11 protein-coding genes are annotated in these 13,779 nt (G+C 58.2%); 8 read left to right on the plus strand and 3 right to left on the minus strand.

The window, feature by feature from the left end; translation table 11 throughout:
• Window positions 1-30: 30 nt before the first annotated feature.
• A complete protein-coding gene (locus B2J77_RS01540) occupies window positions 31-573 on the minus strand; it encodes a chorismate mutase (protein WP_078477852.1) in 543 nt (180 codons plus the stop codon).
• A 151-nt stretch (window positions 574-724) separates the two neighbouring features.
• Window positions 725-2,131: a type I glutamate--ammonia ligase gene (glnA, locus tag B2J77_RS01545; RefSeq protein WP_078477853.1), complete on the minus strand. Its 1,407-nt coding sequence runs from the start codon at window positions 2,129-2,131 to the stop codon at window positions 725-727.
• Between the two features lie 468 nt (window positions 2,132-2,599).
• On the opposite strand from glnA, the gene thiI reads away from it, so the two are divergent.
• The 5 genes from thiI to B2J77_RS01570 all read left to right on the plus strand — a co-directional run bounded on the left by thiI (window position 2,600) and on the right by B2J77_RS01570 (window position 8,339).
• The gene (thiI, locus tag B2J77_RS01550) at window positions 2,600-4,054 is read left to right on the plus strand and encodes a tRNA uracil 4-sulfurtransferase ThiI (protein WP_078477854.1); all 1,455 of its coding nucleotides are present in this window, start codon (window positions 2,600-2,602) and stop codon (window positions 4,052-4,054) included.
• A 126-nt stretch (window positions 4,055-4,180) separates the two neighbouring features.
• Window positions 4,181-6,001, plus strand: a complete 1,821-nt coding sequence (typA, locus tag B2J77_RS01555; RefSeq protein ID WP_023532979.1) for a translational GTPase TypA — start codon at window positions 4,181-4,183, stop codon at window positions 5,999-6,001.
• Window positions 6,002-6,355: 354 nt separating this feature from the next.
• The gene (locus B2J77_RS01560; RefSeq protein WP_078477855.1) at window positions 6,356-6,940 is read left to right on the plus strand and encodes a 2OG-Fe(II) oxygenase; all 585 of its coding nucleotides are present in this window, start codon (window positions 6,356-6,358) and stop codon (window positions 6,938-6,940) included.
• Window positions 6,941-6,946: 6 nt separating this feature from the next.
• A complete protein-coding gene (locus B2J77_RS01565) occupies window positions 6,947-7,747 on the plus strand; it encodes a hypothetical protein (protein ID WP_058639152.1) in 801 nt (266 codons plus the stop codon).
• A gap of 43 nt (window positions 7,748-7,790) precedes the next feature.
• Window positions 7,791-8,339 (plus strand): hypothetical protein, encoded by a 549-nt coding sequence (locus tag B2J77_RS01570; RefSeq protein WP_078477856.1) that lies wholly within the window; start codon window positions 7,791-7,793, stop codon window positions 8,337-8,339.
• A gap of 438 nt (window positions 8,340-8,777) precedes the next feature.
• Here the strand turns inward: B2J77_RS01570 and B2J77_RS01575 are convergent, their stop codons facing one another.
• On the minus strand, window positions 8,778-9,182 hold the full coding sequence (locus B2J77_RS01575) for a YkgJ family cysteine cluster protein (RefSeq protein WP_016712459.1): 405 nt from the start codon (window positions 9,180-9,182) through the stop codon (window positions 8,778-8,780).
• A 185-nt stretch (window positions 9,183-9,367) separates the two neighbouring features.
• Between B2J77_RS01575 and B2J77_RS01580 the strand changes: the two genes are divergently transcribed.
• The 3 genes from B2J77_RS01580 (at window position 9,368) to B2J77_RS01590 (ending at window position 13,669) form a co-directional block, all read left to right on the plus strand.
• Window positions 9,368-11,818: a glycogen/starch/alpha-glucan phosphorylase gene (locus B2J77_RS01580; RefSeq protein ID WP_078477857.1), complete on the plus strand. Its 2,451-nt coding sequence runs from the start codon at window positions 9,368-9,370 to the stop codon at window positions 11,816-11,818.
• Between the two features lie 240 nt (window positions 11,819-12,058).
• A complete protein-coding gene (locus tag B2J77_RS01585; protein ID WP_023532920.1) occupies window positions 12,059-13,069 on the plus strand; it encodes a class 1 fructose-bisphosphatase in 1,011 nt (336 codons plus the stop codon).
• Window positions 13,070-13,072: 3 nt separating this feature from the next.
• Window positions 13,073-13,669 (plus strand): DUF924 family protein, encoded by a 597-nt coding sequence (locus B2J77_RS01590; protein ID WP_023533038.1) that lies wholly within the window; start codon window positions 13,073-13,075, stop codon window positions 13,667-13,669.
• The last annotated feature ends 110 nt before the right edge of the window (window positions 13,670-13,779 follow it).

Raw genomic sequence — 13,779 nt, forward strand, 5'->3', positions numbered from 1 at the left:
ATTGCTGCACCATTTTGGAGCATAGGGTGTTTAAGACGGATCGCAAAGCTGGCCAGTTGCCCTGATCATGCCCTGCTTCATCAGCGGTGCACTTGGCCGGCTCGCAATAGCGGTGGCCACGCTTCGTGCGCAGGCCTGACCGTCCTGACGCCTGAATGCCGCGAGCTGTTTAAGCAACTGACCTTCTAGCCTGTCCAGCTTCGGGCGAATGACGGTCTGCAGGTCCGCCCGAAGGTTGTCCGGCGCCCGCCCTTCCAGGCGCCATTGGTGAAGCAGGGTGTACTGCACGAGCTTGTTGGCTTCTATCTGGTCGGCAAAAAAGGCTTCGGCATCGTGCGGGGCCAGGCCCAGCCCGGGCGCGGCCACCTGCACGCGCGCCAAGACTGCTTGCTCGCGGTCAGTGGCTTGCACGGGTTGCTCTTTGTCCCATTTGTGCAGGGCAACGGCCTGTGCAATGGCCAGGCGCTGCTCAATGGTATCTAGCAACGGCTCAAGAGCAGGGTGCCGCGGTGAAGCGGCGCTGCAGCCGCTCAAGCTGAACGCGGTGAGCAGGCAAAGCAGTCGATTGCGCATGGGGTGCCTCCTTAGGATGGAGGCTTGATTTTGAGAGGGAAGGGCAACGGATCGAGGTAGGCAACTTCCGAAATGCTTGAAGTCCAAAACGCAAACGGCCTCCCAAGGGAGGCCGTTTCGATCATGTCATCGGCGCCAGGCGCCGATCAGATCAGCAGCTGTAGTACAGCTCGTATTCAAGCGGGTGAACGAAGGTGCGGACCTTGATTTCTTCTTCGCTCTTGAGCTCGATGAACGCGTCGATGAAGTCGTCGGAGAAGACGCCGCCCTTGGTCAGGAACGCACGACCTTTGTCCAGCTCTTCCAGCGCTTCTTTCAAGCTGCCGCACACCTGCGGGATGTCCTTGGCTTCTTCAGGCGGCAGGTCATACAGGTTTTTGTCGGCTGCATCGCCTGGGTGGATCTTGTTCTGGATGCCGTCCAGGCCAGCCATCAGCAAGGCCGCGAAGGCCAGGTACGGGTTGGCCGATGGGTCCGGGAAGCGCGCTTCGATACGGCGGGCTTTCGGGCTGCCAACATAGGGAATACGGATCGAAGCCGAACGGTTGCGCGCCGAGTAGGCCAGCATTACCGGTGCTTCGAAACCTGGGACCAGACGCTTGTACGAGTTGGTCGACGGGTTGGTGAAGCCGTTCAGGGCCTTACCGTGCTTGATGATGCCGCCGATGAAGTACAGGGCGGTGTCAGACAGGCCGGCATAGCCTTCACCTGCGAAGGTGTTCTTGCCGTCTTTCCAGATCGACATGTGCACGTGCATGCCCGAGCCGTTGTCGCCGTACAGCGGCTTTGGCATGAAGGTCGCGGTGCGGCCGTAGGCGTCGGCAACATTGTGCACGACATACTTAAGAGCCTGGACTTCGTCGGCCTTCTTCACCAGGGTGTTGAACTTGACGCCGATTTCGTTCTGGCCGGCAGTGGCCACTTCGTGGTGGTGCACTTCGACCAGTTGGCCCATTTCTTCCAGTGCGTTGCACATGGCAGTACGGATTTCGTGGTCGTGGTCGAAGGGTGGCACGGGGAAGTAGCCACCTTTGACGCCTGGACGGTGGCCTTTGTTGCCGCCTTCGATATCGGCACCGGTCATCCACGAGCCTTGCTCGGAGAAGATCTTGAACATCGAGCCGGAGATGTCCGACTGGAACTTCACTTCTTCGAAGATGAAGAATTCAGGCTCTGGGCCGGCGAACACGGTATCACCGATGCCAGTGCTCTTGAGGTATTCCTCTGCGCGCTTGGCGATCGCACGTGGGTCGCGGTCGTAGCCCTGCATGCTCGACGGGTCGACGATGTCACAGGTGATGATCAGCGTCGGCTCTTCGGTGAACGGATCCAAAACGGCAGTTTCGTCCACCGGCATCAGGATCATGTCGGAGGCTTCGATGCCTTTCCAGCCAGCGATGGAGGAGCCGTCGAACATCTTGCCGACTTCGAAGAAGTCTTCGTCCAACGCATCACGCGCCGGCATGGTCACGTGGTGCTGAGTACCTTTGGTGTCCGTGAAACGCAGATCAATCCACTTGACGTCATGATCTTTGATGAGCTGAACCGACTTCGACATGTTGTCCTCCGGATGGTCTAGGGCACGGTTGGCCGCCGCCCTGGAAAAAGGGTGTTGCCGGGCGCGGATAGTCGGCCAAGCTTACCTGCCTCACAAGGGAGCAAATTGCATGCCAGTGCTCGAAAATGGCGAGGTCTGGACAGAAGGAGGCGTTTACGGGCATCTGGCTGGGGCTGCAGATGAAAAAGTGCACCCTTACGATGCGATTTTTTTGAGTTTCGCACCAATAGGGTGCGTCGGATTGGATGGCTGTGAGCTGGCCATGTTCCAGGTATGGGTTCAACCAGATGCTATGCGCCGTCTACCCCTACCATGCAGATACCTCCTCAAGCCCCAAAGCGCGGTGTCTGAAGGTGGTCTCCTGCATTTTTCTGCAAGCTTCTGCTCAAAAGTTGGTCAAATCCTGAGCAATTTCCGATATAATTCGCGCCCCTCATTTTCGGCAGGCCCTGCGCGCGCTGTAAACCAATGAAACTTATCGTCAAAGTCTTCCCAGAGATCACCATCAAGAGCCGGCCGGTGCGCAAGCGCTTCATCCGTCAGCTCGCCAAGAACATCCGCAACGTGCTCAAGGATCTGGATCCTGAGCTCGTGGTCGATGGTGTCTGGGACAACCTCGAAGTGATCACCCGCATCGAGGACGACAAGGTTCAGCGCGAGATCGTCGAGCGCCTGACCTGTACACCGGGTATCACCCACTTCCTGCAGGTCGAGGAGTACCCCCTGGGTGACTTCGACGACATCGTTGCCAAGTGCAAGCAGCACTTCGGTCACCTGCTGGCCGGCAAGCACTTTGCGGTGCGTTGCAAGCGCGGTGGGCACCATGACTTCACGTCGATGGACGTTGATCGCTACGTTGGCAGCCAGTTGCGTCAGCAGTGCGGTGCGGCCGGTATCACGTTGAAGAACCCGGATGTGCTGGTACGCATCGAAATTCGCAACCAGCGCCTGTTCGTGATCCACAACCAGCACCAGGGGATCGGCGGTTACCCGCTTGGCGCCCTGGAGCAGACCTTGGTCCTGATGTCCGGCGGCTTCGACTCTACCGTGGCCGCCTACCAGATGATGCGTCGCGGCCTGATGACGCACTTCTGCTTCTTCAACCTCGGCGGACGTGCCCACGAACTGGGCGTGATGGAAGTGGCACATTTCCTTTGGAAGAAGTACGGCAGCAGCCAGCGCGTACTGTTCATCAGCGTGCCCTTCGAGGAAGTGGTCGGCGAGATCCTCAACAAGGTCGACAACAGCTACATGGGCGTCACCCTCAAACGCATGATGCTGCGCGCCGCAACGCGCATGGCCGAGCGACTCGAGATCAACGCACTGGTGACCGGCGAAGCCATATCCCAAGTGTCCAGCCAGACCCTGCCGAACCTGTCGATCATCGACTCGGCCACCGACATGCTGGTGCTGCGCCCTCTGCTGGCGACCCACAAGCAGGACATCATCGACCAGGCCAACGCCATCGGGACCGCCGATTTCGCCAAGCACATGCCTGAGTACTGCGGCGTGATTTCGGTGAACCCGACCACCCATGCCAAGCGTCACCGCATGGAGCACGAAGAAAAGCAGTTCGAGATGCAGGTGCTCGAGCGCGCCATTGAGCGCGCCAAGTTCATCTCCATCGACCATGTGATCGATGAGCTGGGCAAGGGCATCGAGATCGAAGAAGTGGCCGAGGCATTGCCGGGCCAGATCGTCATCGATATCCGCCACCCCGACGCCCAGGAGGACGAGCCTCTGGCGATCAACGGTATCGAAGTCCAGGCGCTCCCGTTCTATGCCATCAACAGCAAGTTCAAGCACCTGGACCCCACGCGCCAGTACTTGCTGTATTGCGACAAAGGTGTGATGAGCCGTCTGCACGCACACCACCTGCTCAGTGAGGGACATGCCAATGTGCGTGTTTATCGTCCGGCATAAGACGCCAGGGCTGTATGGCGGCAGCATCCGCCATCGCCCTCCCGACCTACGGGCCCGCTGAGCCTCAAACGTACTTATTCGCCGCCTACACTGGCGGCAACCGAATCCTCTGATCGAGATACAGTTGTGATCGAAAATCTGCGTAACATCGCCATCATCGCCCACGTTGACCATGGTAAAACCACCCTGGTCGACAAACTCCTGCGCCAGTCGGGCACGCTCGAGCGTAACGAGCTCAACGACGAGCGCGTGATGGACTCCAACGACCAGGAAAAAGAGCGCGGCATTACCATTCTGGCGAAGAACACCGCCATCAACTGGAACGGCTACCACATCAACATCGTCGACACCCCCGGCCACGCCGACTTCGGTGGCGAGGTTGAGCGTGTGATGTCGATGGTCGACTCCGTGCTGCTGCTGGTCGATGCCCAGGACGGCCCGATGCCACAGACCCGCTTCGTGACCAAGAAGGCGTTCGAAGCTGGCCTCAAGCCAATCGTGGTCATCAACAAGGTCGACCGTCCGGGCGCGCGTCCTGACTGGGTTCTGGACCAGATCTTCGATCTGTTCGACAATCTGGGCGCCACCGATGAGCAGCTGGACTTCAAAGTCGTCTACGCCTCGGCCCTGAACGGCATCGCCGGCCTGGACCACACCGATATGGCCGAAGACATGACCCCGCTGTATCAGTCGATCATCGACAACGTACCTGCGCCTTCGGTTGACCGTGACGGCCCGTTCCAGATGCAAATCTCGGCACTGGACTATAACAGCTTCCTCGGCGTGATCGGCGTTGGCCGCATCGCCCGTGGTCGCGTCAAGCCCAACACCCCGGTTGTCGCCATCGACACCAACGGCAAGAAGCGTAACGGTCGTATCCTGAAGCTGATGGGCCACCACGGTCTGCACCGCGTCGACGTTGAAGAAGCCCAGGCTGGCGACATCGTCTGCATCAGCGGTTTCGACGAGCTGTTCATCTCCGACACCCTGTGTGACCCAACCGCGGTCGAGGCGATGAAGCCACTGACCGTTGACGAGCCAACCGTATCCATGACCTTCCAGGTCAACGATTCGCCGTTCTGCGGCAAGGAAGGCAAGTTCGTCACCAGCCGGAACATCAAGGACCGTCTGGACAAGGAACTGCTGTACAACGTGGCCCTGCGCGTTCAGGAAACCGATTCCCCTGACAAGTTCAAGGTATCGGGCCGTGGCGAGCTGCACCTGTCGGTACTGATCGAAACCATGCGTCGCGAAGGCTTCGAGATGGCTGTGGGCCGTCCGGAAGTGATCATTCGTGAAGTCGACGGCGTCAAGCAAGAGCCGTTCGAAAACGTCACCATCGACATCCCTGAAGAATCCCAGGGCAAGGTCATGGAAGAGATGGGCCTGCGTAAGGGCGACCTGACCAACATGGTTCCGGATGGCAAAGGCCGTGTGCGCCTTGAGTACAACATCCCGGCCCGTGGCCTGATCGGTTTCCGTAACCAGTTCCTGACCCTGACCAACGGTGCAGGCATCCTGACCTCGATCTTCGATCGCTACGACACCATGAAGTCGGGCCAGATGTCCGGCCGTCTGAACGGTGTCCTGGTATCGGTCGAGACCGGCAAGGCCCTGACCTACTCCCTGGAAACCCTGCAGGCGCGCGGCAAGCTGTTCGTCGAGCACGGTCAGGAAATCTACGGTGGTCAGATCATCGGCCTGAACAGCCGCGACAACGACCTGGGCGTGAACCCGACCAAAGGCAAGAAGCTCGACAACATGCGTGCTTCGGGCAAGGACGAAGTCATCGCCCTGGTTCCGCCAGTTCGCCACACCCTGGAACAGGCCCTGGAATTCATCCAGGACGACGAGCTGTGCGAAGTCACGCCTAAGTCGATCCGTCTGCGCAAGAAGATCCTGGACGAAGGCGAGCGTACCCGCGCGGCCAAGAAAGCCAAGAACTGAGTTAGCTCAGGCTCAATGAAAACGCCCCCGGTCGAAAGGCCGGGGGCGTTTTTTTATGTCCAATTCTGAGTCAATGCAAAAATAGGTGTTGCCTTTGATGTCTCGCGTGCGCTGTTCTTTTATCTTTATGCTCAGAAAATACTTATGACAACGGTAGGCGTTTAGGTAGGTGTCAGACCGAAAAATTAGTTTTATGCAGTGGAATACAGAAATCGTTATTAGAACCAAATACTCTATCTCAGCTAGGGTAAGGTAAAGGCAGCCGCTGAGTACCTGCTTCCATGTGTGCGAAAGTCTAGAGGTGTTTTAGCTTACAGTCTCCAATCGCTAATTTGAGATCAGGAGATTGAAATCATGGCGGCATTGAATGTTTGCAAAGATATCTGTGTGATTGATAATGGCATAACGGACGAAGAGCACACGAAAATACTCAAGCTCCTCACTGGCGCAACGTGGCGTTATGGCTGGCCCTATCCTTATGCTCCCCTTGATCGGCCATGTTGGCATAGTTTTATTGCTGGTACTCGCAGGAACGAGTTGGAAGATTGTGAACAAGAATTACGAGAGCGAACAGACTGGGGTTTCCTGGCGGATATCTGGGCGCGTATCAAAGCTGCGCACATGCCCTCGGCGACACTGTTAGGTGTGTACGCCAATGGTCAAACCAGCAGTCAGGATGGTCCTATTCATCGTGACAATACAGTCGAGGCACCAGGGAAAACCGTAATGCTGTTCTGCAGTGAGTACTGGGCCACTTGCTGGGGCGGGGAGTTGGTGTTCTACGACGCTGACAAAGAAAGTATCGTCCTGTCGATACAGCCCAAGCCGAGGCGGGTTGTCGTTTTCAATGGGGAAGTGCCGCATGCCGCTCGGGCACCTGGTGTGAGTTGTAACCGGCTACGTATGAGCATCGCCTTCAAGACCCTGATAAGGGAGTAGCGAAAGATGGCCAAAACACTAGAAATTATCTTGGGCTACGTTGAGAAACCGGTGGCAGTGGGTGCAGCATCTACTTCCCTGACGGATCAGTACAATAGCGACAAGTCAGGGTTTGCTCTCGTGAACCAGAGTGCCCAGGCTGGCGCTGCGGTCGCAGGTGTAACATCAATTGTGAAACTGACTGCGGGTTTTACGCCCTTTCTCAATATCAAGGCTAATACGCTTGCGGCGACTACAGTATTTCTAAAAATTACTGCTCAGTACAAAACTGACAAGAATTTTGACAAAGGTGACGTCCTGAGCCTTGTTGGGAATGTTGCGGGGATTGTCGGTAGCGTAAGCCTGCTCGCTGGAGCTGGCACTCCCGCAGCCATTTTTACTGCTGTAGGCGTTGGAGCTAATGCGTTGGGGATTCTGAATTCCGATGCGGCAAAAAATTTGTATCACTCTTTAATCGCCCCTGTCCTGCAAAAGCATTTCGTTGCAAACACGAATGCCATCTATCCTGATTATTGGGTGGCTCCGGATTTTGCCCTTGCATCCCTCGCCCAAGTCAGCGCAATCTATGCGGGTCGAGTTGCGGTAGCCCATTGGAATTCGGACACGCAGAGCGTAGTGGCTGGAAGTGATCATTTGCATCTCTATCAAATATCTGCGGGTGGCGGGGGTGGGTATTTTGAGCCGGATGGTGGGGGTGGGCCTATCATATTTCCATTGCCGGAGTACCCTGGGTGGAGTGTTGATATAGGTCCTATAGAAATTGTTCCGCCTGGGGGAGGACTAGGTGGAGTTGATAGATACCATTGAAGTGCTTCAATAGTCTGTTTGTTAAGCGTAATGGGAGGAGCGTGTGCATTCTTTTTCCGGTTTCGTTAAACTGCTCAAGTCGTCCTCTCCATTAAAGTGCGCCCAATTGCTCACGGTTGTTGTGGTTACGATGCTGGCAGGTGTTGCGCTTTATTTAAGTCAATTGATGGTTTATACAGCTCCAGATGCGTCTAGATTGATGGTCATAGAGGGAAGGGTGTCCGGTTATCCGGACAGCTGGGAGCATAATCGTTCGCTGGTGCATTTTGGCGTAGCGTACAAACTGGATGGGAAGCGTGAGGGTAAACCTATCTATACCTATCGGGAGCTGTATGAGGCGTCGAGGCTTCGTATCAACACAAAAGTTGTTCTCACGGTAGAGCGTGTGGATGAAGGCAGCAGGGTGCGTGAACTTGCCACATTGGACGGACGAATACTCTACGACGATCGGCTTGGTCAACAGGTCGTGCTTTGGAATAACGAATCGATTCGATCCACGGTAATTTTGGGTTGCTTGGCATCAATAGGAACTGCCGTAGCTGCGGTCGTCATGCTTGCACGTCATCAGCGCGGGATGGGCCTTCAGAGTTGACTTGGATTCTGGGCCATTTTCGCTCCTCCTGCAGGTGTAATGAAAACGCCCCCGTTCGAAAGACCGGGGGCATTTTGTTTGTCCAGTTTCAAGTCAACCCGTGGATAACATGCCGAGGCATGAGTGGCCATTTCCCTCTATTCGACGTTTTGAAGGTGCTTCAGGTTTCAATAGCTATTCGCGGACTTCACGACTAAGACTGGTGTCATGGCAGTGAAAATATCCTGATTGAGGCGTAACAAAAGATGGCCGCAACGCTGGAAATTATCATGGGTTACATCACGTCGGCGGCGGAGCTGCTACCTCCCTGGTTGTCAATCACGACAGCGAAAAGCTGAGGCTCGCGCTGGTCGATCAAAACGCCCAGGCCGAATCCACAGTCAGCAGTGGAAACCTGTGGGGGCAGGCTTACGGTGAGAGGTCGGCGTATGCAACGGATTACCGCCCAACCACCTTCGGCTTGTACGCACAATACCCCGGCCGTGGCCCGACCTTCGGATGGTTGCGGCAGGTGTCGGGGCGCTTGTCATAAATGGTGCACAGCCGGCTCTTACGATCCAGATACATGCAATCGTCGTTGCTCATGCGCGTCAGGGTGAAGATGCCTGACTTCTGGTTGAAGCGCTCGATGATGCCTTCTTTCTGCAAGCGCTTGGCCACGTTTTTGGGCGGCTCGTCTTTTTCGAATTCATCCACCACGCCGATGCGGATCAGGTCCTTGATCTTGACCTCCACCGGCAAGGTGCAGCAAGTTGAGTGGCAGCCGCCGCACATGTGGCTGGCATAGCGCTGCCAAGTCTCCAGGCGGTCGACTTCGGCAGCGGCGATCAGGGTCGTTTTCATCGTTTTATGAGGTGGATCACGGTGTAGGGCGCGCGATAATACCGGAATTGTTCAATTTATGAACAATTTTATGACCGGTTGCACGCTGCCGCGCAAATACTCGAACACTGGTGATTGCGGCCGGTCGAAGCGTCTAGGCTCAACATTTGCCTTCTGCTTTTGTCCACTTGCCCCGAGGATGACGCATGTCCCAGGAACCCAAAGCGCGTGACGCTGAAGTCGCGGATTTTCGCGCCGCAGTGCTGGATAAACTCACCTATGCCGTCGGCAAGGACCCGGAGCATGCTTTCGACCATGACTGGTTCGAAGCCATCGCCCTGGCCGCGCGCGACCATATGGTCGATCACTGGATGGACCATACCCGGCAATCCTACCGACGCAGCCAGAAGCGGGTGTACTACCTCTCCTTGGAGTTCCTGATCGGTCGCCTGCTGTATGACAGCCTGAGCAACCTGGGCCTGTTGGACATCGCGCGCGAAGCGCTGGACGGCCTGGATGTGGACCTGGAGCGCATTCGCCTGCTCGAGCCCGATGCGGCGTTGGGCAACGGCGGCCTGGGCCGGCTGGCGGCATGCTTCATGGAAAGCATGTCGACGCTGGGCATTGCTGCGCATGGCTACGGTATCCGCTACGAGCACGGGCTGTTCCGGCAGGCGATGGTGGACGGCTGGCAGCAGGAGCAGACGGAAAACTGGCTGGATTTCGGTAACCCATGGGAATTCGAGCGGGCCGAAGTCATCTACCCCATCAGTTTTGGTGGCAGCGTCGAAACGGTCAGCGACACGCATGGCAACCAGCGCCAGGTGTGGTCACCCAGCGAAACCGTCCGGGCGGTGGCGTATGACACGCCGGTGGTCGGCTGGCGAGGCTCCAGCGTCAATACCTTGCGCCTGTGGCGTGCACGGGCGCTGGAAGAGCTGCACCTGGAGCGCTTCAACGCAGGTGACCACCTGGGCGCCGTTGCCGAGGTGGCGCGCGCCGAAAGCATCTCCCGCGTGCTGTACCCGGCCGACAGTACCGAGGCTGGCCAGGAACTGCGCCTGCGCCAGGAATACTTCTTCGTGTCGGCATCGCTGCAAGACCTGCTGCGTCGGCACCTGAACATGCACGATAACTTGCTAAACCTGCCCGAGGCGGCGGCCATCCAGCTCAACGATACCCACCCCTCCATTGCTGTGGCCGAGCTGATGCGGTTGCTGGTCGATGAACATCAGATCCCCTGGGAAACCTCCTGGGAACTGACCGTGGGCACCTTGGCCTACACCAACCACACCTTGCTGCCCGAGGCCCTGGAAACCTGGCCGGTGGCATTGATGGAGCGCATGCTGCCCAGGCACATGCAGATCATCTACCTGATCAACGCCTACCATATCGACTCATTGCGGGCCAAAGGCATGCACGACTTCGACGTGCTGCGTGCTGTGTCATTGATCGAAGAAGACAACGGCCGGCGAGTGCGCATGGGCAACCTGGCCTTCCTGGGCTCGCACAGCGTCAATGGCGTGTCGGCCCTGCACAGCCAATTGATGAAAAGTACGGTCTTTTCCGAGTTGCACAAGCTGTACCCGCAGCGAATCAACAACAAGACCAACGGCATCACCTTCCGCCGCTGGCTCTACCAGTCCAACCCCCAGCTGACCGGCATGCTGGTGGAGGCATTGGGCCCGGAACTTCTGGACGATCCTGAGCGGCTGTTGACCGGGCTGGCTCCGTTCGCCGACAAAGCCAGTTTCTGCAAGCAGTTCGCGGCGCAGCGGCTGCACAGCAAGCGTGCATTGGCGAGCATCATCCAGGACCGGGTGGGCGTTACGGTGAACCCGGAGGCGATGTTCGACGTGCAGGTCAAGCGCATCCACGAGTACAAGCGGCAATTGCTCAACCTGCTGCACACCGTCGCGTTGTACCAGGCCATTCGCCACGACCCGGGTACGCACTGGGTACCGCGGGTCAAGATCTTCGCGGGCAAAGCGGCGGCCAGCTACCATCAGGCCAAGCTCATCATCAAGCTGACCAACGACATCGCGCGCGTGGTCAACAACGATCCCACCGTGCGCGGCCTGCTCAAGGTGGTGTTCCTGCCCAATTACAACGTCAGCCTAGCCGAAAGCATTATCCCGGCCGCGGACCTTTCCGAGCAGATATCCACTGCCGGTTACGAGGCCTCGGGTACTAGCAACATGAAGTTCGGCCTCAATGGCGCCCTGACCATCGGCACCCTCGATGGCGCGAACGTGGAGATGAGTGAGCAGGTCGGCCCCGACAACATGTTCATCTTCGGGTTGACGGCGCAGCAGGTCGAGGCGCGCAAGCGCGCTGGCGATTTTGGTGCCTCTGCTGCCATCGCGGCCTCCGGGCGCTTGAACGATGTGTTGCAGGCCATTCGCAGTGGCGTGTTCTCCTCGGACGACCCTTCGCGTTACACCGGTCTGATCGATGGCCTGATTGGCTACGACCGCTTCATGGTCTGCGCCGACTTCGATGCCTATTGGGATGCTCAGCAACGGGTGGAAGACCTGTGGCACCAGCCGCAGCAGTGGTGGCGCATGGCTGTGCTGAACACGGCACGCATGGGCTGGTTCTCGTCGGACAGGACCATCCGCGAGTACGCGACCGAGATCTGGAAGGCACTGGACTGACACAGGGACGGCCAGGGGGGCACCGCTCTGGCTCGTCAGCGTTGCCATCTGTAGCGAGCACAGGCTGGCCGGCGCCAGGATGGGGCCGGCAGCCCGGTGCCCGACCGTCGGCCTGGCGAGCGCTGAACTCCCGATCCATTGTGCCGTCTGACAGCCGTGGCGAGTCTCATCGCTCGCTAGCCCGCCGCTCTCCCTGTAAACTGCGTGGGTTTTCCATCCCCAATCCTGTTGGAGCCATACATGTCCCGCGTTACCCTTAGTCGCTATCTGATTGAGCAGACCCGCAGCAACAATACCCCTGCCGATCTGCGCTTCCTGATCGAAGTGGTGGCGCGTGCGTGCAAGGAAATCAGCCACCACGTGTCCAAGGGCGCCCTTGGCGGCGTGCTGGGCAGCATGGGCACCGAAAACGTCCAGGGCGAAGTTCAGAAGAAGCTGGACGTGATCTCCAATGACATCCTGCTCGAAGCCAACGAGTGGGGCGGTCATCTGGCCGGCATGGCGTCCGAAGAAATGGACAATGCCTACCAGATTCCGGGTCGCTACCCCAAAGGTGCCTACCTGCTGGTCTTCGACCCGCTGGACGGCTCCTCCAACATTGATGTCAACGTGTCGGTCGGCACCATCTTCTCGGTACTGCGTTGCCCCAACGAGTACCTGAGCCAGAACGAAACCCTGAACGAAAATGCCTTCCTGCAGCCGGGTACCGAGCAGGTGGCGGCCGGCTATGCCATCTATGGCCCGCAAACCATGCTGATCCTGACCCTGGGCAACGGCGTCAAGGGCTTCACCCTGGATCGCGAATTGGGCAGCTTCGTGCTGACTCACGAGAACATCAGTATTCCGGAAACCACCGCCGAATTCGCCATCAACATGTCCAACCAGCGTCACTGGGAAGCCCCGGTACAGCGCTACGTGGGCGAGTTGCTGGCAGGCGAGACCGGCCCGCTGAAAAAGAACTACAACATGCGTTGGATCGCCTCGATGGTGGCCGACGTACACCGTATTCTGACCCGTGGCGGCCTGTTCATGTACCCGCGCGATGCCCGTGAGCCGAGCAAGCCGGGCAAGCTGCGCCTGATGTATGAGGCCAACCCGATGTCGTTCATCATCGAACAGGCCGGTGGCGCGTCCACCAACGGTTACGACCGCATCCTCGACATTCAGCCAGAAAGCCTGCACCAGCGCGTGTCGGTGATCCTGGGCTCGAAGGAAGAGGTCGAGCGCGTCACCGCCTACCACAAGGAGTAAGTCATGCTCGCACCTTGGCAGCCTTTGCTGGAATGGTGGTTCGGTTGGGGCACCAGTGCCCAGGCCGTGGCTGACGAGAAGAGCGCCCAATGGTTCGGCAAGCATCACGACGCCGAGGCTCAGGCGCTGTTCGGTGAGCTTGTAGAACAGGCGTTGGCTGGCGGGCTAGACGAGTGGCAGCAAAGCCCTCAGGGCTGGCTCGGGCTTCTGCTTCTGCTCGATCAGTTGCCACGCATGATCTACCGCGACACGCCGCGTGCGTTCGAAGGTGATCGGCGTGCGCAAGTGGTTGCCCTGCAAGGGTTGCAGAAGGACTGGGATTACCAGTTGCTCCCGATCCAGCGGGTATTCGTGCTGCTGGTGCTCGAACATGCCGAAGTGCTGGACTGGCAGAACATGTCCGTCGAGCGCTACCAGGTGCTGCTCGATGAGCAGCCTGAAGCCAACCGTCGGTTGTTCGAAGGTTTTCTGGATTATGCCCAGCAGCACCAGCGGGTGATCGAGCGGTTCGGCCGGTTCCCGCACCGCAACCTGGTGTTGGACAGGCCAAGTACCAGTGAAGAAATGGACTTTCTGCTCGAGCCCGGTTCCAGGTTCTGAAGCGGCGTTGTGCGTCCAATGCCTGAGGCCGCCCTTCATGGGCTAATGCGATTGACTTGAAACCGTTGGGGCCGCTGTGCGGCCCATCGCGGCCGGTCCGGCGCCCCGGC

This window comes from Pseudomonas parafulva (assembly GCF_002021815.1).
Taxonomy (GTDB): domain Bacteria; phylum Pseudomonadota; class Gammaproteobacteria; order Pseudomonadales; family Pseudomonadaceae; genus Aquipseudomonas; species Aquipseudomonas parafulva_B.